The sequence below is a fragment of the Herbiconiux daphne genome (genome assembly GCF_024979295.1).
Lineage (GTDB): Bacteria > Actinomycetota > Actinomycetes > Actinomycetales > Microbacteriaceae > Herbiconiux > Herbiconiux daphnes.
Genome location: NZ_JANLCJ010000004.1, coordinates 363,464 through 384,273, shown reverse-complemented (window position 1 = coordinate 384,273; position 20,810 = coordinate 363,464). Strand labels below are relative to the sequence as shown.

The 20,810-nt window shown below is 70.4% G+C and carries 19 protein-coding genes; 10 read left to right on the top strand and 9 right to left on the bottom strand.

What is annotated here, in order from left to right; all coding sequences use genetic code 11:
• The first annotated feature begins 58 nt into the window (after window positions 1–58).
• From N1032_RS13045 to N1032_RS13035, 3 genes are read left to right on the top strand one after another with little or no spacing between them, the layout of a single operon-like run.
• Window positions 59–1,078, top strand: coding sequence for an ABC transporter permease (locus tag N1032_RS13045; protein WP_259539529.1), 1,020 nt, complete (start codon window positions 59–61; stop codon window positions 1,076–1,078).
• Window positions 1,075–2,085 carry an ABC transporter permease gene (locus N1032_RS13040; protein ID WP_259539528.1) on the top strand — a complete coding sequence of 337 codons (1,011 nt, stop codon included), beginning with the start codon at window positions 1,075–1,077 and terminating at the stop codon, window positions 2,083–2,085. Before N1032_RS13045 ends, N1032_RS13040 begins: the two co-directional genes overlap by 4 nt.
• Window positions 2,082–3,038: an aldo/keto reductase gene (locus N1032_RS13035; protein WP_259539527.1), complete on the top strand. Its 957-nt coding sequence runs from the start codon at window positions 2,082–2,084 to the stop codon at window positions 3,036–3,038. The genes N1032_RS13040 and N1032_RS13035 overlap by 4 nt, the downstream gene beginning before the upstream one ends.
• Before the next feature lie 57 nt (window positions 3,039–3,095).
• On the opposite strand, the gene N1032_RS13030 is transcribed toward N1032_RS13035, so the two are convergent.
• Window positions 3,096–3,803 (bottom strand): ThuA domain-containing protein, encoded by a 708-nt coding sequence (locus tag N1032_RS13030; RefSeq protein ID WP_259539526.1) that lies wholly within the window; start codon window positions 3,801–3,803, stop codon window positions 3,096–3,098.
• A gap of 42 nt (window positions 3,804–3,845) precedes the next feature.
• Between N1032_RS13030 and N1032_RS13025 the strand changes: the two genes are divergently transcribed.
• The 5 genes from N1032_RS13025 (at window position 3,846) to N1032_RS13005 (ending at window position 9,800) form a co-directional block, all read left to right on the top strand.
• On the top strand, window positions 3,846–4,451 hold the full coding sequence (locus N1032_RS13025) for a hypothetical protein (protein WP_259539525.1): 606 nt from the start codon (window positions 3,846–3,848) through the stop codon (window positions 4,449–4,451).
• Window positions 4,444–5,445 (top strand): LacI family DNA-binding transcriptional regulator, encoded by a 1,002-nt coding sequence (locus tag N1032_RS13020; RefSeq protein ID WP_259539524.1) that lies wholly within the window; start codon window positions 4,444–4,446, stop codon window positions 5,443–5,445. Before N1032_RS13025 ends, N1032_RS13020 begins: the two co-directional genes overlap by 8 nt.
• A gap of 83 nt (window positions 5,446–5,528) precedes the next feature.
• Window positions 5,529–7,613, top strand: a complete 2,085-nt coding sequence (locus N1032_RS13015) for a beta-galactosidase (RefSeq protein WP_259539523.1) — start codon at window positions 5,529–5,531, stop codon at window positions 7,611–7,613.
• On the top strand, window positions 7,610–8,578 hold the full coding sequence (locus N1032_RS13010; protein WP_259539522.1) for an aldo/keto reductase: 969 nt from the start codon (window positions 7,610–7,612) through the stop codon (window positions 8,576–8,578). Before N1032_RS13015 ends, N1032_RS13010 begins: the two co-directional genes overlap by 4 nt.
• Window positions 8,568–9,800: a multidrug effflux MFS transporter gene (locus N1032_RS13005; RefSeq protein WP_259539521.1), complete on the top strand. Its 1,233-nt coding sequence runs from the start codon at window positions 8,568–8,570 to the stop codon at window positions 9,798–9,800. Before N1032_RS13010 ends, N1032_RS13005 begins: the two co-directional genes overlap by 11 nt.
• 22 nt (window positions 9,801–9,822) lie before the next feature.
• On the opposite strand, the gene N1032_RS13000 is transcribed toward N1032_RS13005, so the two are convergent.
• Both N1032_RS13000 and N1032_RS12995 read right to left on the bottom strand, forming a co-directional pair.
• Window positions 9,823–11,715 (bottom strand): alkaline phosphatase family protein, encoded by a 1,893-nt coding sequence (locus tag N1032_RS13000; protein ID WP_259539520.1) that lies wholly within the window; start codon window positions 11,713–11,715, stop codon window positions 9,823–9,825.
• Window positions 11,712–12,671 carry an aldo/keto reductase gene (locus tag N1032_RS12995; RefSeq protein WP_259539519.1) on the bottom strand — a complete coding sequence of 320 codons (960 nt, stop codon included), beginning with the start codon at window positions 12,669–12,671 and terminating at the stop codon, window positions 11,712–11,714. The genes N1032_RS13000 and N1032_RS12995 overlap by 4 nt, the downstream gene beginning before the upstream one ends.
• 105 nt (window positions 12,672–12,776) lie before the next feature.
• Between N1032_RS12995 and N1032_RS12990 the strand changes: the two genes are divergently transcribed.
• Both N1032_RS12990 and N1032_RS12985 read left to right on the top strand, forming a co-directional pair.
• A complete protein-coding gene (locus tag N1032_RS12990) occupies window positions 12,777–13,538 on the top strand; it encodes a MerR family transcriptional regulator (RefSeq protein WP_259539518.1) in 762 nt (253 codons plus the stop codon).
• 106 nt (window positions 13,539–13,644) lie between these two features.
• Window positions 13,645–14,439 carry an META domain-containing protein gene (locus tag N1032_RS12985; protein ID WP_259539517.1) on the top strand — a complete coding sequence of 265 codons (795 nt, stop codon included), beginning with the start codon at window positions 13,645–13,647 and terminating at the stop codon, window positions 14,437–14,439.
• A 72-nt stretch (window positions 14,440–14,511) separates the two neighbouring features.
• On the opposite strand, the gene N1032_RS12980 is transcribed toward N1032_RS12985, so the two are convergent.
• From N1032_RS12980 to N1032_RS12955, 6 genes are all read right to left on the bottom strand, one after another.
• The gene (locus N1032_RS12980; protein ID WP_259539516.1) at window positions 14,512–15,030 is read right to left on the bottom strand and encodes a GNAT family N-acetyltransferase; all 519 of its coding nucleotides are present in this window, start codon (window positions 15,028–15,030) and stop codon (window positions 14,512–14,514) included.
• A 151-nt stretch (window positions 15,031–15,181) separates the two neighbouring features.
• A complete protein-coding gene (locus N1032_RS12975; RefSeq protein WP_259539515.1) occupies window positions 15,182–15,928 on the bottom strand; it encodes a nucleoside/nucleotide kinase family protein in 747 nt (248 codons plus the stop codon).
• A complete protein-coding gene (locus tag N1032_RS12970; protein WP_259539514.1) occupies window positions 15,918–16,787 on the bottom strand; it encodes a sugar phosphate isomerase/epimerase family protein in 870 nt (289 codons plus the stop codon). The genes N1032_RS12975 and N1032_RS12970 overlap by 11 nt, the downstream gene beginning before the upstream one ends.
• 105 nt (window positions 16,788–16,892) lie before the next feature.
• Window positions 16,893–17,891: a sugar phosphate isomerase/epimerase family protein gene (locus tag N1032_RS12965; RefSeq protein ID WP_259539513.1), complete on the bottom strand. Its 999-nt coding sequence runs from the start codon at window positions 17,889–17,891 to the stop codon at window positions 16,893–16,895.
• Between the two features lies 1 nt (window position 17,892).
• Window positions 17,893–19,671 (bottom strand): ABC transporter permease subunit, encoded by a 1,779-nt coding sequence (locus tag N1032_RS12960; protein WP_259539512.1) that lies wholly within the window; start codon window positions 19,669–19,671, stop codon window positions 17,893–17,895.
• 72 nt (window positions 19,672–19,743) lie between these two features.
• Window positions 19,744–20,796 (bottom strand): substrate-binding domain-containing protein, encoded by a 1,053-nt coding sequence (locus tag N1032_RS12955; RefSeq protein ID WP_259539511.1) that lies wholly within the window; start codon window positions 20,794–20,796, stop codon window positions 19,744–19,746.
• Window positions 20,797–20,810: the final 14 nt, after the last annotated feature.

Genomic DNA, 20,810 nt, shown 5'->3' with positions numbered 1-20,810 from the left:
CATCTCTGATCACCCGTTGAATCCCGCATCCGGATCAGCCTCGAACGGTACTGGAAACATGACCACGTCACTCATCACCCCGGCCGATCCGGCCGCACCCCGGAGCCCGGGCGGCAAGACCCGCCGCCCGGACTCCCGGGGGCTCCCCGTGAGCGCCCGCGATGCCCTCAGCATCGCGGGCGTGTGGGTCGCCCTCATCGTCGCCACGACCATCGTGCGACCCGACTTCCTCTCGACCCAATCGCTGCTCGCGATCACCTTCACGATGTCGATCACCGGCATCCTCGCGGTGTCGCAGGCGATCATCGTCATCTCGGGCGGCCTGCTCGACCTGAGCCTGCCCGTTTCGCTGATCGTCAGCGCGTGGGCCACGGTGACCGTGCTGAACAACGGCCTGCCGACCTGGGTCGCCATCCCGGTCGGCATCCTCACCGGCATGGCCTGGGGTGCGCTGAACGGCATCATCGTGGTGTTCGGCAAGCTCAACCCCATCATCGTCACCCTGGCCACCGGATTCGGCGGCCTCGCGGTGATGCTCATCTTCTTCAAGTCGGCGCAGATCCCGGCGCAGTCCGACCTGCGGCTCTACGGGCTCGGGCGATTCCTCGGCCTGCCGAACATCTTCTGGCCGATGGTGATGGTGATCGTGCTCGGCGGGCTCGCCTTCGCCTACACCCGGTGGGGACGCCGCCTGATCGCGGTGGGCGGCAACGCCTCGGCCGCCAAGGCCCGCGGCATCAACCTGCGACGGATGCGCCTCGGCAGCTTCATCGGCGCCGGCGCCGTGGCCGGACTCGCCGGCGTGATGTTCAGCGCCGTCACCCCGAGCTTCACCCCCGCGGCCGGAGCGAGCTTCCAGCTCATCGTGATCGGCGCCGTGATCCTCGCCGGCATCAGTCTCTCCGGGGGCAAGGGAAACCTGCTCGTGCTGCTGCTGAGCATCGGCTTCTTCGCCACCATCCCCACCTCCATCGCCTTCTTCGGCCTCGCTCCCGCCTGGGCCCTCGTGTTCCAGGGCGCGCTGCTGATCATCGCCGTCGGCATCGACGGCTACCGACTGAAAAGGACGGCGCGATGACCACCACCGCCACCCCGGCCACCACGCTCTTCGACGACCCGGTGCTGCCGGCCCACCGTCGCATCCTGAACTCCTTCCGCGGCCCGGTGGGCAGCATCACCGCCACTCTGGTCGTGACGCTGCTCGTCGGTCTCATCTGGGTGGGCCCGAGCTTCTTCTCGCCCTCGAACATCCAGATCGTGGGCGTCAGCGTCGCCATCCCCCTGATCGTCGGCGTGATGGCGTCGTTCGCCCTGCTCGCGGGCGTCGTCGACCTGTCGATCGGGTCGATGGTGGGCTTCGGCGCCGTCATCTTCAACCAGCTCGTGGCCGCCGGCCTCAACGCCTGGCTGGTCGCGCTCATCACCGTGGTGGTGGGTGTCGTGGTGGGGCTCACGAACGCCTTCGTCATCGTGCGCTTCGGCGCCGAGCCGCTGGCCGTGACCCTGGGCATGCTGACGCTGCTGCGCGGGCTGTCGCAGGTGATCGTGGTGAACGCGCCGCCGTCGACCCTGATCGAACCGCTCTACAACGTCACGCAGGGCGCCATCGCCGGCTTCCCCACCCTGCTCCTGATCGGCATCGGGGTGACGCTCATCGCCGCCGGCATCGTGTCGAAGACGCGCATCGGCCGCAAGGTGCAGGCCGTGGGCGGCGACGACCGCGCCGCCGCACGCGCGGGCATCTCGGTGTCGAAGGTGCGGGTCATCGCGCTTGTCGCGAGCTCGGTCGGCGCCGCCGTGGGCGGCATCCTCTATGTCGGCCAGCTCGGCTCGGCGTCGAACGTGCTGGGCACGGGCCTGGAGTTCCAGATCTACGCGGCGCTCATGATCGGCGGCTACTCGATCACCCGCGGCGGCGTCGGCAACCCGATCGGCGGCCTGCTGGGCCTGCTCGTGGTGGCCGGCATCACGAACATCCTCAACGTCACCTTCACCGACCCGAACTACCTCGACCTCATCACGGCCGCGATTCTGCTCGCCGCGGTGCTCGTCGACCGGTTCCGCGGGGGTGACTCGTTCGAATGACGACCAGCACCATCCCCACGGCCGTGCTCGGCCGCACCGGGTTGCGGGTGTCGAGCATCTGCGTGGGCACCGCGGCCTGGGGCGTCGACTCGCCCGTGCACGGCGTGACCGTGAGCGAGAGCGACGCCGTGCAGACGGCCCTTCGCGCCTTCGCCGGGCCGGTGAACATGCTCGACACGTCGAACAATTACGGCGACGGCGAGAGCGAGCGCCGCATCGGCGAAGCCGTGCGGGAAGCGGGCGGCGTGCCCGACGGCTTCGTGCTGCAGACCAAGCTCGACCGGCATCCGGTGTCGGGTTCGTTCGACGCCGACCGCATGCGGGCCTCGCTCGACGAGAGCCTCGGGCGCCTGGGCGTCGATCGCCTGCCCATCCTCTATCTGCACGACCCCGAGCACATCGGCTTCGAGGCCGCGATGGCCCCTGGCGGCCCGGTGGAGAGCCTGCAGCGGTTGCGCGACGAAGGCTACGCCGACCACATCGGCATCTCGGGCGGGCCGGCCTCGATGCTGCTCGAGTTCGTCGAGACCGGGCTCTTCGACGCCCTGATCACGCACAACCGGTTCACCCTGGTCGACCGCACGGCCGATCGGCTGATCGGCGCGGCCCACGCGGCCGGGGTGGGCGTGGTGAATGCCGCGGTCTACGGCGGCGGCATCCTGACGCAGTGGCCACGGGCATCCGACCGCTACCACTACTCGGCGGCGCCGACCGAGCTGCTCGACGCCGTCGACGCCATGGGTGCCGCGTGCGACCGGCACGGCGTGCCGCTCATCGCGGCCGCCCTGCAGTTCTCGACCCGCGATCCGCGCATCGCGTCGACCGTGTGCGGCGTGGTGTCACCCGCGCAGCTCGACGACGCGATCGAGAACGTGTCGCTGCCCGTTCCCGACGACCTCTGGCGCGAGCTCGAGCAGCTCTGCCCGAGCCCCGCCACCTGGATCGGTGACTGAGGGTCAGCCCGGCTCGCCTGCCCCGACGACCTGGCGGGTGAGCAGTGGGGGAGTGCGTCAGACCGGCTCGGCGGCCCAGACGACCAGGCCGGTGACCAGACGGCGGTGCTCCGGGGAGTCGAACGACTCCACGCCGTGGCCGAGAGCGTCGTATGCGACGCGCCCGCGCCCGCTCGCTCGCGCTGTGCCGCGCTCGGCGTCGCGCTCGTCGCGTTCGGCGCCGCGCTCGCGGCCCCAGACGAGCGGATGGGTCATCCCGTCTTCCGTGTGCTCGGCGAGCACCCGGGCGTCGGCGCGGGTCTCCAGGGCGGTGTACCGCTCGTCGTACAGCACGAAGTCGTCGAGCCCGTCGAGCAGATCGCGGCCGGCATCCGTCGCCTGCACCACCGCGTGGCCGATCTGCGGATGCATCGTGGTGCCCGGCACCCACCGTCCGCCGAGCAGCGCGGCCCAGCGCGGGTCGTCGCCGAAGGCGAGGCTCGACGAGTGCAGCGCCACGATGCCCCGTCCCGCCGCCGAGTGCGCCTCGAGCGCGTCGACGAGCGCGCGCGAATCGGCCGGCGGCGCCGCCAGGTCGCCGCTCACGTTCACCACCACGACGTCGGATGCCGCCATCTCACCGGTCAGGGCCGGGTCGTCGGTCGCCACTACCCGCACCTCGCCGAGCGGCGCGAGCACCTCGGCAACGCGGGCACTCGTCGCGGGCAGGGCGTGCCACGGGTCGCTGTGCGCACCGACTCCTGAGACGACGACGATCGACTGCATTCCGGCCTCCTCCGCACGGCAGCTCGCCGGGCGCATCCGAGCATGCAGCCTCAGCGCGCCGAGCACAAGTCGGCCCGCGGGAGCGTGCCCGTGCTGACGCCATGGGGCGACGTGGCCGCCGACGCCCTCGACTACGAGCTCATCTGGCTCGGCTACGACCCCGCGCGCACCGCGCTCGGCCGGTTCGCCGACGCCCACGCGACCTCGGCGCCCGTGTGGCGGCTGGTGAGCGGTTATCTCATGCTCGCGGCACGCACGGATGCCGCGGCCGATCCCGCGCTGGGCGTCTTCAGCCACGGCCACCAGGTGGGCCAGATCACCGCCCACGCGGCCGGGTTCGTGCTGCGCTTCGACGACGACGTGCAGTTCGACGGCGTTGTCGTGCGGAGCGACGCCGGCATCGCCGTGGTGGCCGACGACACCACGCGCCTCAGCCTCTCGCCCGATCGCCGCACGGTCACCGGCGGTCCCGCCGCTCACAGTGACGCCGCCCACGACGACGCCGCACCGCGGCCCGTCGCACCCGACCTCGCCGCAGCCGATACAGTCTGGGGCATCACCGTGGTGCACGGCCCGGCGGCCGTCAAGATCGACAACCGCCTGCGACTGCTGCGCACGCTGCAGCAGGTGGGGGGTCGACGTGCCTGAGATCGGAATCCGCGACGTGGCCGCGCGAGCGGGAGTCTCGGTCAGCACCGTGTCGAACGCGCTGAACCGACCCGAGCTGGTGTCCAAGCGCGCTGCGGCACGCGTGGCCGAAGCCATCGACCTGCTCGGCTACGTGCCCAACATCGCCGCCCGCCAGCTGCGGGCGGGGCGCAGCGAAGCCATCGGCATGGCCGTGATCAACATCACCAACCCGTTCTTCTCGGATCTCGCCCTGGGTGCCGAAGACGCCGCCGAACAGGCCGGCTACTCGGTGATCGTGGGCAACAGCTACGACCACGTCGATCGCGAGCGGCGCTATCTCGACCTGTTCGAGCGGCAGCGCCTCGACGGGGTGCTGATCGCGCCGGTCAGCGAGTCGCTCGAACTGCTCGAGCGCTTCCGGCAGCGCGACGTGCCCGTGGTGCTCGTCGACCGGGTCGACCCGGCCGGGGTCTACCCCTCCATCTCGCTCGACGACGTGCTGGGCGGCACCATGGCCGCCACCCACCTGCTCGAGAACGGATGCCGCCACATCGCCTTCATCGGCGGCCCCCTGCGGGTGGCGCAGATGCGCGAACGTCTCGAGGGCGCCCGGGCCACGGTGGAGGCATCCGGTGCCCGGTTCACCTTCTTCGGCACCGAGACGCTCAACCCTCAGCTCGGCCGTGAGATCGGCGACCGCATCTCGGCGATGCCACCCGACGACCGGCCCGACGGCATCTTCGCCGGAAACGACCACGTGGCGCTCGGTGTGCTGCAGAGCCTGATCAGCCACGGCATCTCGATTCCGGGCGACGTGCTCATCGTGGGCTACGACGACATCGACTACGCCTCGACGGCCGTGGTGCCGCTCACCTCGGTGAGGCAGCCGAGTTACGAGATGGGCGCCAACGCCGCCAAGCTGCTGCTCGAGCAGCTGAACCCGGCGGGCGCCTCGACCCTGCAGACACGCTTCGTGCCCGAGCTCGTGCCACGGCAGTCGACCGGGCACTGAACCGACCGGGCACCGAGTCGACCGGCCACTGAACCGACCCCCGCACCACCCGCGACCGAACACCACTGAAACGAGAGAACGACATGCATTACGGCGGCGACTACAACCCCGAACAATGGCCCGAGACGGTGTGGCACGAAGACGTCAGGCTCATGCGCGAGGCGAACGTCACCATGGTGAGCCTCGGCATCTTCGCCTGGGCCCGCATCCAGCCCGATGAGAACACCTTCGACTTCGCCTGGCTCGACACGGTGCTCGACCTGCTGCACGAGAACGGCATCCAGGTCGACCTCGCCACCACCACGGCGTCGCCGCCGGCCTGGGCGGTCACCGCCTATCCCGACATGCTGCCGCGCGACGAGAACGGCGCGATCTACTGGCAGGGCAGTCGTCAGCACTACGCGCCGAGCTCGCCCGACTACCGCCGCCTGGCCGCGCGCCTCGTGCGAGAGCTCGCCGGGCGTTACGCGAATCATCCGGCGGTCGCCCTGTGGCACGTCAACAACGAATACGGCTGCCACCTGCACTACGACTACTCCGACAACGCGGCCCGGCACTTCCGGCTCTGGCTCGAGCGCAAATACGGCACGATCGACGCGCTCAACACGGCCTGGGGCACGATGTTCTGGTCGCAGGTCTACGGCTCGTTCGACGAGATCGTGCCGCCGCGCAAGGCGCCCTACAGCCACAACCCGGCCGGCGCGCTCGACTTCAAGCGCTACACCTCCGACACCCTGCTCGAGCTCTACACGATGGAGCGCGACATCATCCGCGAGGCCGGCGCCACGCAGCCCATCACCACGAACTTCATGGGAGCCTTCCCGCCGCTCGACTACTGGAAGTGGGCGGCCGAGCTCGACTTCGTGAGCGACGACAACTACGCCGACCCGAACGACCCGGAGTCGTTCCGCGGCGCGGCGTTCACGCGCGACCTGATGCGCTCGCTGAAGCCCGGCACCCCCTGGGTGCTGATGGAGCAGGCCACCAACGCGGTGAACTGGCGGCCGAGCAACGCACCGAAGGCCCCCGGCCAGATGGCGGCGCTCAGCGCGCAGGCCATCGGCCGGGGCGCCGACGGCATCTTCTTCTTCCAGTGGCGGCAGTCGCGCCGCGGCAGCGAGAAGTTCCACTCCTCGATGGTGCCCCAGGCGGGCCTCGAGACCCGCACCTGGCGCGAGGTCGTGCAGCTCGGCGGCGAGCTGGCACAGCTGCCCACCCTGCCGGCCGGAGCCGCGGGTGGCAGCGGGGCATCCGTCGCCATCGTGTTCGACTGGGAGAACTGGTGGGCGCTGTCGAACCCCGACCACCCGGTCGTGCTCGACTACCTGCTGCTCGTGCAGCGCTGGTATGCCGCGCTGCACCGCCAGAACCTCGGCGTCGACTTCGTGCAGCCCACGGGCGACCTGTCGGGCTACTCGCTCGTGCTGCTGCCCCATGCCTACCTGCTGACGGATGCCGCGGCCGAGAACCTCTCGGGCTACGTGCGCGCCGGCGGCCACCTGCTGGCCACCGCGTTCAGCGACGTGGTCGACGAGTCGGACGCATTCCGCGACGGCGGTTTCCTCGTGGGCCTGCGCTCCGTTCTGGGCGTGACGGTCGACGACTTCGGCGCGCTCGTGCCGCCGCCGGCGGCCGTGGTCGCGTCGTCGGCCGGTGAGGCCGGCGCCACGGGAGGCGGCGGCGGCGCGGCACCGGGCGAGAACCACGCCACCGTCGAGGGTCCCTTCGGCGCGGTGCGCGGGCAGTACCTGGCCGAGGAGATCCGCGTGCTGGCCGCCGATGCTCCCGCTCTCGGCGGGGAGGCGCCGGCCGAGGTGCTCGGCCGCTTCTCCGACGGCCGTCTGGCCGGCTTCCCGGCCCTCACCAGCAAGGTCGCGGGCGCCGGGCGGGCGCACTACCTCGCCACCATCCCCGACGACGCCGGAATGGTGTCGGTGCTCGGCTGGGCGGCCGGGCTGGCCGGCGCCCGGCCCGTCATCGACGCCCCGAACGACTGGGTCGAGGCGGCGCGGCGCGGAGACGTGCTGACCGTCATCAACCACGGCACCGAGACGGTGCGGGTGCCCGTGCGGGGAACCGACCTGGTGACCGGGGCATCCGTCACCGACCTCGAACTCGGCCGCTTCGACTGGGCCATCGTGCGCACCGACGAGGAGGCGGCTCGATGAAGTACACCCACCTGGGCGCCTCGGGCGCCACCGTGAGCCGCATCGCGCTCGGCACGATGAACTTCGGCCCGGTCATCGGCACCGAGGAGTCGTTCGGCATCCTCGATCTCGCGATGGAGTCGGGCATCACCTTCGTCGACACCGCCGACGTCTACGGCGGCGGACCGTGGGGCGACAACGAGGGCCAGACCGAAGAGCTCGTCGGCGAATGGCTGCGGGCTCGCGGCAACCGCGACGACATCGTGCTGGCCACGAAGGTGCAGGGCCCGATGGGGCCGGGCAAGAACGACCGGGGGCTCTCGGCCGTGCACATCCGGGCCGCCGTGGATGCCTCGCTGCGCCGCCTCGGCACCGACCGCATCGATCTCTACCAGATGCACCACATCGAGCGCACCGTGCCCCTCGACGAGGTGCTCGACGCGTTCACGTTGCTGCGCGAGCAGGGCAAGATCCTCTACCTGGGCTCGTCGAACTTCGCCGGGTGGAACATCGCGCAATACCGCGAGCACGCGCAGGCGAACCGCCAGCTGCCACTCGTGACCGAGCAGTCGGTCTACAACCTGGCCCAGCGCACGCTCGAGCTCGAGGTCGTTCCCGCTACCCTCAACTACGGCATGGGCCTGCTGCCCTGGTCGCCCCTGGCCAGCGGGCAGCTCGGCGGCGTGCTGAAGAAGACCGACCGCAGCCGGTCGCAAGATCTCGACCGGCTGGGCGACCGCCGGCCGAAGATCGAGGCCTACGAGGCGTTCGCCGATGCGAACGGCTTCGACCCGGCGCAACTCGCGCTGGCCTGGCTGCTGCACCAGCCGGCCGTCACGGCGCCCATCGTCGGCCCGCGCACGGCTGAGCAGCTCACTGGGGCGATCGCGGCACTCGACATCGCCCTCGATGACGCGCAGCTCGCCGAGCTCGACCGCATCTGGCCCGGGCCCGGCGGACAGGCGCCGGAGGCCTATGCGTGGTGACCGGCCGGGTCGGCTGCCCGCCGCGTTCTTCGTGACGCTGGGGTTCATCCAGGCCATCTGGCCGCTCACGATGGACCTCTACCTGCCGTCGTTCCCCCAGATCGAGCGCGAGTTCGCCACCAGCCCCTCGTTCGTGCAGTTCACGCTCACCGGGGCGTTCATCGGCATGGCCTGCGGGCAGGTGATCGCGGGGCCGCTCAGTGACCGGGTGGGGCGCATCCGCCCGCTGCTCGTGGCCCTCGTGCTGTATGCGGCGGCGAGCACGGGATGCGCCGTGGCGCCCTCGATCGAGGTGCTGGTGGGGCTGCGGCTCGTGCAGGGCATCGGCGCGGCGGCGACCGCGGTGATCATCCTCGCCATCGTGCGCGACCGCGCCGAGGGTGCGGTGATGGTGAAGCTGCTCGCCCGGCTGCAGCTGGTGAACGGGGTGTTCGTGGTCGCCTCGCCGGCTCTCGGCGCCCAGCTGCTGCGGCTCACCGATTGGCGGGGACTGTTCTGGCTGCTCGTGGCCTATGGCTGCGCTCTGCTGATCGCCGCGCTGCTGGTGCTCGCGCGGCACGAGACGAACCCGCCGGCGCGACGGGCGCTGCGCGAGAAGGCCCGGTTGCGCGACGACTACCGGGCGCTCGCCGGCGACCGGCTCTACCGCTCGGCCATCGGGGCGGGAGCCCTGCAGTGGGCAGCGATGATGAGCTACATGGCGTCATCCGCTTTTCTGTTCCAGGGGGTGTTCGGGCTCGATCCGACGCAGTACGCCATCGTGTTCGGCGGGCACGGCGCCCTGATGATCGCGGGCGCCCAGATCAGCGCGCGGCTCGCCGGCCGCATCGACGTCACGGCGCTGGCCCGCGGCGGCACCCTCGTGCTGTTCGGCACGGCGGGCGTGCTGCTGATCGGTCTGATCGCCGCGCCGGGGCTCGGGCTGCTCGGCTTTCTCATTCCGCTGTTCGCCTTCACGACCACCTTCGGGGTCATCTCGCCGACCCTGCAGAGCACGGCGCTGCGCCACCACGGCGTGCGGGCCGGCGCCGCCGCGTCGCTCATCGGCGCCACCAACATGGTGGCCGGAGCGCTCGCAGCCCCGCTCGTCGGGGTCTTCGGCGTCACGTCGCCGGTGCCGGCGGCCGCGGTGATGACGGTCTGCGCGGGCCTCTCGGCGGTGGTGCTGCTCATCGGCTTCCGGCGCCCCCGGGCGATCGAGCCGGCGTCGGCGCCGATCTAGCGCGCTACTTCGTGCCAGAGTCCTACCTCGTGTCCGAGTCCTTCTTCGCGTTCGGGTCGGGCGAGTGGGTGCCGTCGACCGAGTCGAGCGTGCCGAAGAGCTGCCCGTTCTCGTTCTGGGTCTCCATCAGGGCCGCGAACGCCTCGGCGTAGGTGTCGGGCTCGGGCTCGCCCTTGACGCCGTATTTCGCGATCAGCAGCCCGAGCAGCCCCTTCGCCGGATTGCTGATCGGCTTCACCCGCTGAGCCTCGGATGTCGCGTCGAAGCTCACCTCGGGGTTGGGCGGTGTGTACTGCGGCATGGTCTGGGGCCACTCGCTCGCGGGGCGGGGCTTCTTGAGGTTGACCGCGTTGAACATGTCGCGGGAGTTCAGGTCGCGCCGGGTCAGCGGCTTCAGCCCGTGCAGCTTGGTGAGTGTGGCGATGACCGACCCGTGGTCCATCTGCTCGTTGATGATGGTGTTCTTCGCCGTGTAGGCCGAGATGGCGATCGCGGGCACCCGGCAGCCGAAGCGGTCGAAGGTGAACCCCATCTCGCCGGCGTCGCCGTTGCGGGGCGGTGTCGCGGCGGGCGGGGGAACGTGGTCGAAGGTGCCGCCGTGCTCGTCGAAGGTCACCAGCAGCATCGTGTTCATCGCGTTCGAGCCGCTCGCGGAGTCGCTCTTGCGGATGGCCGAGTAGATCGCGTGCAGCAGGGCGTCGCCGGCCCGCGCATCCGACACTGCGCCGTCGACCACGACCTCGTCGATCGCGGTGTCGCCGTCGGTCTCGGTCATGTCGCTCTCGCGCAGCACCCCGTGCGGCGGATGCATGTCGTTGTGGTTGTAGATCATGCGCGGTTCGATGAAGGAGTAGTCGGGCAGGTCGCCGTTGGCGACGTCGTCGTAGAACTGCTCCATGACCCGGAAATTGGTCTTCCAGTAGGGCTCGAGCACCGGGGAGTGCAGCACGCCCGTCATCGACACCAGCTGGGCGGCGTCGTAGTAGACGCGCCAGGAGAGACCCGCCTCTTCGAGGCGGTTGAAGATGGTCGGCGCCTGTGCCGTGCTCGCGTCGAGCCACTTGTCGTAGCCGCCGTCGCCCTTGTTGGTGACGTAGCCGTGCGAGGTGGAGGCGTGGAAGAACACGCGGTTGCAGAAGGTCTGCGACGGCACCGCGGCGAACCAGTGGTCGTAGACCGCGAAGTTCTTCGCCAGCGTCGAGAACACCGGCAGCATGTCGGGACTGAAGCCGCCCATCGCGAGCTCGTACTCCTTGCGGGTGGGCTGCTTCTTGTCTTTCGTGATGCGGCGGTAGTTGATGATGTAGTCCTCGACGAAGCCCTTCATCGTGGGCGATTCGTTGGGACCGGGGGCGTTGAACGGGTAGCTCAGGCCGTTCGCGTGCAGGTCGCGGTTGTCTTCGGGGTCGACCTTCTGGAACAGCTGGGTGTTGACGTGCGGATACTCCTCGCCCGGGTCGGGGTTCGGGCTGCCCATGATCTCGTCGGTCGACCCGGTGTAGGCGTGGGCTTTGATGACCTCGTCGGTGCCCGGCACCGGGTTGGAGTAGTCGCCCTGGTGCAGGCCCTCGAACGACTGGCCGTTGGTGAGCTCTTCGTTCTTGTAGAGCCAGCCGAACAGGTTGTCGAACGAGCGGTTCTCATACATCAGCACCACGAGGTGCTCGAAGCCGGCCTTCTGCTCCTTCTGCTCGGCGGCGAAGTCGAGGGTCGACTCCTGCGCGTAGACGCCGGCGCCGATGGCCGCTCCGGCGACGCCGCCCGCCGCCGCTCCGGCGGCGCCCACGGCGGCGGCCTTGAGGAAGGCGCGGCGCGAGGCCACCGCCCCGGCGGCATCCGGAGCGCTCGGCGTCGGCTCGGGGCGGTCGGGCGACTGCGGGTTCTTCTTGCCGCGCCGACCGAAGACCGGAGTCACGCGTCGCCCCCGGAAGGCCTCCAGGCCGAGACAGCGTCGAGTCGGGCGACGTCGTCGGCGCTGAGCTCGACGGTGGCGACCGCGAGCAGGTCGGCGACCTGTTCGACCCGCGAGGCGCTCGCGATGGGCGCGACGACGGTGGGCTTCGCGAGCAGCCAGGCGAGGGCGGTGGTGGCGATCGAGACGCCGTGCTCACCGCCGATGCGCTCGAGCTCGTCGACGATGCGCAGCCCCTGGTCGGTGACGTATTTCGCGGCGGCCTTCGCGCGGGCGCGGTCGTGCTCTTCGGTCTTGGAGCGGTATTTGCCGGTGAGGAAGCCGCTCGCGAGGGCGTAGTAGGGCACGACGCCGAGGTGCTCGCGTTCGGCGATGGGCGCCAGGTGGTCTTCGAAGTCGTTGCGGTGCACGAGGTTGTAGTGCGGTTGCAGGGCGACCGGCAGGGCGTAACCGTTGGCCTTGCAGATGGCGATGTAGGCCTCGATGTTCTCGGGCGAGAAGTTCGAAAGCGCGGTGTAACGCACCTTGCCCTCGCGCACGACCGCGTCGAAGGCTTCGGCGGTCTCTTCGAGCGGCGTGTTCGGGTCTTCGAAGTGTGCGTAGTAGAGGTCGATGCGATCGGTCTGCAGGCGGCCGAGCGACGCGTCGGCGGCGCGGCGGATGTTGTCGCCCGAGAGCCCGGGGAACTGCGGATGCCGGCTCACCTTGGTCGCGATGACGGTCGCGTCGCGCGTGCCCCGGGTCGTGAACCACTCGCCGATGATCGTCTCGGACTCCCCGCCGGAGTTGCCCGGCACGCTCGCCATGTAGCTGTCGGAGGTGTCGATGAAGTTGCCGCCGCCGGCGGCGTGCGCGTCGAGGATGGCGAGCGATTCCTCGTGATCGGCCGTCCAGCCGAAGACGTTGCCGCCGAGTGAGAGCGGAAAGACGTCGAGTTCGCTGTCGCCGATGCGTGCCATGTTTCGACGTTACTACGACTGCGGAATCGTCCCATTGCGCGGCTCTTGACATTGACGCTGCGTCAACTCGTAGGGTCGATGACGAGCGACGGAGAGGAGAGCCGGATGGACTGGCCGATTCAGGAGGTGGCCCGATTGGCGGGCACGACGAGCCGCACGCTGCGGCACTACGCGCAGGTGGGGCTCGTGCAGCCGAGCCGCGTCGGGGCGAACGGCTACCGCTACTACGACGAGGCCGCCCTGGTGCGACTGCAGCGCGTGCTGATGCTGCGCGAACTCGGGCTCGGGCTGCCGGCGATCGCCGGCGTGCTCGCCGAGCAGGCCGACGAGCCCACCGCGCTGCGCGCTCACCTCGAGTGGCTCGAGGCGGAGCGCGCACGGCTGGCGCGGCAGATCGCCTCGGTTCGCCGCACGCTCGACACGATCACGGAGAAGGGACAACTGATGGCAGAGAACATGTTCGACGGATTCGACCACACGGTCTACAAGGACGAGGTCGAAGAGCGCTGGGGCGCGGCCGCCTATGCGGCCGGCGACTCGTGGTGGCGGGCCAAGTCGCCCGAGCAGAAGAAGGCGTGGCAGGCCGAACTCGCGCGGCTCGGCGCCGACTGGCAGGATGCCGCGGCCCGCGGTGTGGCCCCGGCCGGTGCCGAGGCGCAAGCGCTCGCGCAGCGCCAGTACGACTGGCTCGCGGCCGTGCCCGGCACGCCCGGCAGCGATGGCGGCGGGCCGACGAAGGCCTACTTCACCGGGCTCGGCGAGTTGTATGCGAACGACGAGCGCTTCGCCGCGAACTACGGCGGCACGGCCGGAGCGGCGTTCGTGCGCGACGCGATGGCGGTGTTCGCCGAGCGCCATCTCTCGTAGGGCGTGGCGGCCTACCGGCTCGGCCCAGCATGTTCGAAGCAGAACGTGTCCGCGCCGTTATCTCGCGTTGCTAGCGTGAAAACCCAGGGCGAGCGAGGAGCGCGGCATGAGGGTCGGCAGCATCACGAGAGCGATCGTGCTGGCCGCGGCCGCCGTGGCGGCATCCGTGGCTCTAACCGCGTGCGCCTCGGGTGCCGGCAGCGGGAACCCCGGCTCGGGCGGTAGTTCCGGCAGCGGTTCGGGCGGCCTCGCCGACGCCGAGCCCGCCACCGCGCAGACCATGGTGAGCGCCTGGGTCACCGGCGACGACTACGAGGCCCCCGATGTGCCGTTCCTCGCGTTCGCCGACGACGGCACCTGGACCGGTTCCGACGGCTGCAACGGCGCCCGAGGGCGCTGGGCTGTCGCCGCCGACGGCTCGCTCACCACGTCGTCGGGCATGCAGACCCTCATCGCGTGCGCCGGAGCCGCCCTGCCGAGCAGCCTCCACGACGCGCGGGTCGCGCTCATCGCAGGCGACGACCTGGTGCTCGCCGACGCCGAGGGCACGCCGATCGTGACGCTCGTCGCCGCTCCCGAGGGAACGGTTCCGGATGCCGCGGCGGCGGTCACCGGCACGTGGAGCGCCGGCCCCCTCGCCGGCACCGGCGCGGAGGCCTACCTCACCCTCACCGACGACTTCGAGGTCTCCGGCAGTGACGGCTGCAACAGCCTGGCCGGCACCTGGAGCGAGGGCGACGACGGCACGGTCGTGCTCTCGTCGATGATCTCGACCCTGATCGGCTGCGAGGGCGCCGAGCCGTGGCTCACCCGGGCCGGGTCGCTCACGATCGAGGGCGACACCGCGACGGTGCTCGACGCATCCGGAACCGAGATCGGCACACTCACGCGCACGAACTGAGCCGGCGGCGCGGTCAGTTCAGTTCGCTTCGGGGCAGTTCGACGCCGTTCAGCTCAGCGCGCTCAGCGCAGTTCAGCTCACCGGTGCGAGCGACTTCACCATCTGGATCTCGCGCTGCGACCGGTCGAGCGGGTAGGGCACCGTGACCCCGGTCTCGACGAACCCGCGCTGCGCATACGCGGCGCGCGCCCGGCCGTTGAGCTCGTGCACCTCGAGCGTGAGGGTGTCGCCGCGGGTGGACGCCCAACGCTCGATCTCGCCGAGCAGGGCGTCGGTCACGCCGGCATCCTTGCCCCGCATGTCGGGGGCGACGTAGACACCCAAGAGGTAGGGCCCGGATGCCCCGAACGGCACCTTCGACATCATGGTCGCCACCCAGCGCCCGCCGCCGGTGATCGCCACCACCGTGATGGCGTCGGCCGACGAACCGTCGCGCGCCCACGAGCGCCACTCGGCCTCGGAGCGCCGCTCGGCGTGCGCGAGGGTCTCGAGGTAGGCGAGCGGGGTGTCGGCGAGCATCTCGAGTCGCAGCCGGCGCACCTCGGGCCAGTCGGCTTCGACGGTGCGGCGAACGGTGAATGCCTCGGGCATGCTCTCGACTATACGCACGCCTCTGCTCCGTGCGCCCGCTGGTCAGGCGGGCGGTCGGGCGGGCGACCGCGGTCGCGCAAAGTGTCCTCCGACGCGCGAAACAGAGCCGTTTGTGCGACCGGGCGGATGGTGCCGCCGACAGCACCCGGGGTCAGGGCGTGAGCACGGCGGCGGTCACGCCCGACACGATGAGGTCGGCGCGCGGCGCGGTGCTCTCGATGAGCACGGCGTTCTTGCCGTCGACCGTCTCGGCCCAGGCCTTCGCCGCCTCGGGCGAGCGGCCACCCAGCTCGTGACGCACCACGAGGCGCCGCAACCGCTCGGCGTCGCTCGTCTCGCAGAACCACGCCTCGGCCAGCATCCCCTTCACCGACGCCCAGGGCCCGTCGTCGACGAGCAGGTAGTTGCCCTCCACGATCACGAGCCGGGTCTCGGGCTCGACCACGAGCTCCGCCGCGATCGGCTCCTCGACCGTGCGGTCGAAACTCGGCGCGTAGACCGGATGGTCGAGTTCGTCGCGCAGCCGCCGCAGCAGGGCCACGAAGCCCCAGCCGTCGAACGTGTCGATGGCGCCCTTGCGGTCGTGCCGCCCGAGCCGGTCGAGGGTGGAGTTGGCGAGGTGGTAGCCGTCCATCGGCAGGTGCGCCGCGAACGGCGCTCCCGGCCCGCCGTCGCGAGCGCTCAGGGCGTTCACCCGGCGGGCGAGGTCGATCGCGAGCGTCGTCTTGCCGGCCCCGGGACTGCCGGCGATGCCCAGGATGACGCGGCTGCCCGGTCGCACGAGCCCGAGCGCCCGGCGGGCGAGGTCGTCGAGCCGGTCGTCGCCGGAAGCCCCGGATGTCGCGGTCGCTCCGGATGCCGCGGTCGCCGGCGTCTCCGGCCCGGTCTCAGTAGGCACGGGTCCCCTCGATCATGTTCGTCAGATAGCCCTTCGAGTGCGCAGCGAGCGCCGGACCATCGTTCCAGAGGTTGCGCCAGATCGCCAGGTCGTTCGAGAGCGTCGGCGACACCACGGCCGACGAGAACGATTCGAACGTGATCGGTCCGGTGTAGTCGATGTCGGCCAGAGCATGGAAGAACGAGGTGAAGTCGAGGTGCCCCGAGCCCAGGTAGCCACGGTGGTTCTCGCCGATGTGCACGTAGCCGAGACGGTCGCCCACAAGGTGCACGGGGCGCACGAAGTCGTCCTCCTCGATGTTCATGTGGTAGCTGTCGAGGTGGATCAGCACGTTGTCGTGACCGATGTCGTCGGCCAGGCGCAGCGCATCCGCCGCCGTGTTGATGACGTTGGTCTCGTAGCGGTTGCAGATCTCGAGGCCGAGCGTCATGCCGAGCCCCTGCGCTTCGACCGCGAGTTCTTTCAGGGTCGAGACCACGTTGGCGCGGCCCGTGGCGGTGAGGGCGTGCCCGTACTTTCCGAGGGCGCTGTAGAGGGCGCCGGTGAAGTGCGTGCCGCCGAGCTCGTGCGTGATGATGAGCGAGTCGTGCAGCAGCTGCGCCCCGCGGGCCACGTTGGCCGGGTCGTCGCTCGATACGTCGGCCTCGAAGGCGAGACCGCGCGAACACACGATGTCGAGACCGGCCGCCTCGAGCGAGGCCCGCGCGGCAGGAACGTCGAGGTTCTTGGCGTCGTGCAGCGAGAGCTCGAGCAGGTCGTAGCCCGCTTTCTTCGTCTCGGCGATCGTGTAGTCGACCTCGGCCGGCGTGGTGCCGCCCGAGAAGACGAGGGCGTGGACTCCGAGAGTGTTGATCGGCATTGCGCTTCCTTCGGTTGAGAGGGTGGTGCGGAGAGATGGGTACGAAGAGGGGGTGCGGTGAGGCGGGTGCGGAGACGTGGGGGCGGAGTGGTGTCGCCGCCGCGGTCAGGCGACGGACCGGGGAACTGCGGTGGTGGGCGCGCCGGCACCGGATGCCGCGGCCTCGTCGAGCCCGCGGGCGATGAACTCGGCGGCCTGTGCCGACACCTCGGCGGGGTCGCTCCACAGGGTGCGCCAGAGGCCGATCTCATCGCGCGTGGCAGCCGACGCGACATCCGCCGAGAACGACTCGAAGGTGAGCGGGCCGCTGTAGCCCGACGCGGCGAGGGCGCCGAACAGTCCGCTCCAGTCGAGCGAGCCGGTGCCGAGTCGCCCGCGATGGTTCTCGGCGAGGTGCAGATAGCCGAGCAGCGGGCCGGCGTCGCGAACGGCGTGCGCGAGCGACGGCTCTTCGAGGTTGGCGTGGTAGGTGTCGATGTGCAGCAGCACGTTGTCGGCGCCGAGCACCTCGAGCTCCTCGATGAATTCGGCCGTCTGGGCCGCGGTGTTGAGCAGGTTGCTCTCGTAGCGGTTGACGTATTCCAGGCCGATCAGCACGCCGAGTCCCCGTGCCGTCTCGGCCACGCGGTGCAGCACGGCGAGCGAGTTCGCCCGCGACGCCGGGGTCGCCGGATGCGCGTACTTCGTCATCGCCGAGAACGTCACCCCGCCGACGTAGCCGGCCCCGATCGCGGCCGCGTAGTCGACGGCATCCGTCAGCTGCTGCTCGCCCCGCGCCGACACCCGCGGGTCGTCGGTGTTGATGTCGGTGTCGACGCCGAGCGCGAGCGACACGACGGCGTCGAGACCGGATGCCTCGAGCAGCGTGCGGGTGAAGGCGGCGTTCCGCTCGTCGGGCGTGGGCAACGGGATTTCGATCAGGTCGAACCCGGCCTCGGCCGCGCCGGCGATGGCGGAGCGGGCGGCGTCGTCGCTCCAGCCCGCGGTCCAGGTGCCGGCGTGCACCCCGATCGGGTTCGTCTTGCCGGCCGCGCGGCGCGCGAACGCGATGCGGGGCGCGACGAGGGTGCCGGAGCCGGGGTCGGCGCCGGATGCGGTGGTCATCTCAGGCCGCCTTCGCGCCGGTGATGAGAGCCACGAGCTCGTCGCCGTCGGTCTCGTTGGTGCGGCGTTCGGCGACGGCGAGGCCCGCGCGCATCACCCAGACGTGGTCGGAGAGGCGCACGACCTGGTCGAAGTTGTGGCTGATCAGCAGCACGGCCACGCCCGCGTCACGCAGCGAGTTGATGACGCCCTCGACTCGGGCGGTCTCCTGCACGCCGAGCGCGGCGGTCGGCTCGTCCATGATCACGATCTTCGATCCCCAGCCCGCGGCGCGGGCGATGGCCACCGCTTGCCGCTGGCCGCCCGAGAGACGCCGCACCTTGCTGGTGACGGGCGGCACGTTGACCGCCAGGTCTTTGAGCAGGTCTCCGGCCGTGGCCTTCATCAGCTTGCGGTCGAGGGTGCGGAAGGGCCCCACTCCATGGGTCTTCTCGCGGCCGAGAAAGAAGTTCTGCCACACGGTGAGCTCTTCGACGAGGGCGAGGTTCTGCTGCACGGTCTCGATGCCGCGCTCGCGGGCCGCGTTGGGCGTCTCGAACGTGACGTTCTCGCCGTCGAGCAGGATGGTGCCCGAGTCGGGCCGGTGGATGCCCGAGAGGCAGCGCACCATGGTCGACTTGCCGGCGCCGTTGTCGCCGATGAGGGCGGTGATCTCGCCCCGGCGCATGGTCATCGACGCGCCTTTCAGGGCGTGCACGCCGCCGAACGACTTCTTGATGTCGGTGGCCTGGAGGATGAAATCACTGGCCGGAGTCGTGCCGGTGAAGGGGGCGACATCCGGTCGGGAGTTGTATTTGTCGGTCATTTCTTCTGGAACCTCGTGAGTAGCGGCCAGGACCACGACGAGTCCGACGGCGAGCGGCTGGTAGAACTGCGAGACACCGAGAAGCGTGAGCCCGTTGGTGAGGGCGGTGAGCAGCAGCGCACCGATGACGGGGCCGACGATCTTGGCCTTGCCGCCCGTGAGGCTCACGCCGCCCAGCACGACGGCGGCGATGGAGTTGAGCAGGAACTGCGTGTTGATCGCGGGCTCCGCCGCGCCCACACGCGCGACGAGCAGCAGGGCCGCGACGCCGGCGAGTCCGGCCGAGATGAGGTAGACGGCGATGCGGATCTTGGTGGCGCTCACGCCGTTGGCCACCGCGCTCTCTTCATTGCCGCCGACCGCCTGCACGTGCAGGCCGAACCGGGTGCGGAACATGAAGAACCAGGCCAGGGCGGCGATGACGGCGGCCAGGATGATCGGGAACCCGAAGATGCCGATGGCGCCGGAGGTCAGGGTGAGCAGCTCGGGGCTGAAGACGCTGATCGGCTTGCCGTTCGAGACGATGAGGGCGAGGCCGGTCGCCACCGAGAGGGTACCGAGCGTCGCGATGAAGTCGGTCACCTTTCCCTTCGCGATCAGCAGCCCGTTGATGATGCCGATCAGAAGGGCGGCGATGACGGCGACGAGGGCCGACACCCAGAACCCCAGCCCGGCCTGGAAGGCGAGGCCGAAGCCGATCGCCCCGAAGGTCATCGTGGCCGAGATCGAGAGGTCGATGCCCCCGGTCGTGATGACGAAGGCCTGGCCGACGGCGAGGATCACGAGGATGGCCGCGGCGACGAGCATCGCCTTGATGTTGCCGAGGGTGAGGAAGGTGGGGGAGAGGATCGAGAACACGATCACCAGGGCGATGAGGCCGATCGGTGCGGCATTCTCGGCCCAGAAGCTCAGCTGGCGGGTCTGAGCGAGCACCGCCTGCATCCTTCCGGGCCGGTGTGCTTCGGTGGTGGTCATTGGCGTCACGTTTCAGTCGGGGGCGAAGAGGGGTGCGCGCAGCGGGCACGCACCCCCCGGGGTGGTGAGGGACTACTTGGCGGGGAGCAGGTCTTCGAGCGGGTTGTCGAAGGGCGCGAAGGGCTGCGGGAAGGCGGCGATGGCGTCGTCGGCCTCGGCGCTCGTGACCAGGGCGGTCGGCGACTCGATCGTCTTCGGCAGGGTGCCGCCCGATGTCGCGACCTCGCAGGCCTGCAGGCCGAGCGAGCCGATCGCGTAGGGGTACTGGGCGACCGTCGCCGAGAGGCCGCCGGCCTTCACCGACTCGAGGGCGTCTTGGTTGCCGTCGACCGACACGACGGTGATCGTGCCCGTGAGGCCGGCGTTCTCGACGGCCTTCACGATGCCGAGGCCCATGTCGTCGTTGGCGGCGAAGAAGGCCTTCACGTTCGGGTTGGCGGCGATGATGTCGGTCGCGGTCGTGAGGGCGACCTCGCGCTTCCAGTCGGCGGCCGACTCCTGGATGATGTCGACGTCGCTGCCGACGGCCGCCTTGAAGCCGTCGACGCGGGCGCCGCTGGTCACGTCGCCGGCGATGCCGCCGATGATCGCGACCTCGGAGCCGGGGTCGACCTGATCGAGCACGAAGTCGCCGGCCTTGCCGCCCGCGGCCTCGTTGTCGGTGCCGATGTAGGTGGCGATGTCGAGGTTCGCGGTCTTCGCGGCATCCGCGTCGATCGGGCTGTCGATGTTGACGATGGGCTTGCCCGCGCCCGAGACCTGGCTGAGCGACTGCACGAGGTTGGTGCCCGAGATCGGGTTCACGATGAAGCAGCCGAAGTCCTGCCCGGCGAGGGTGGTGAGCTTGTCGGCCTGGCCGGTGGTGTCGCCGATGTCGGCGGCGGCCTGGATGGTCACGTCGACGCCGTCGGCGTCTGCGGTCTCTTGGATGCCGTCTTCCATCGCCTGGAAGAAGGGGTTGTCGAGGCCCTTGATCACGGCGGCGACGTTGCTGGACGAGGAGCCGCCCGAGCCGCCCGTGCTGCCGGCGTCGCCACCGGAGCAGCCGGCGAGAGCGAGGGCCGCAAGACCGGGGGGCACTGCGATGCGTGCGGTGCGCATCCATGTTGCGTCTTTGCTGAACATTGTCATCCTTGGTG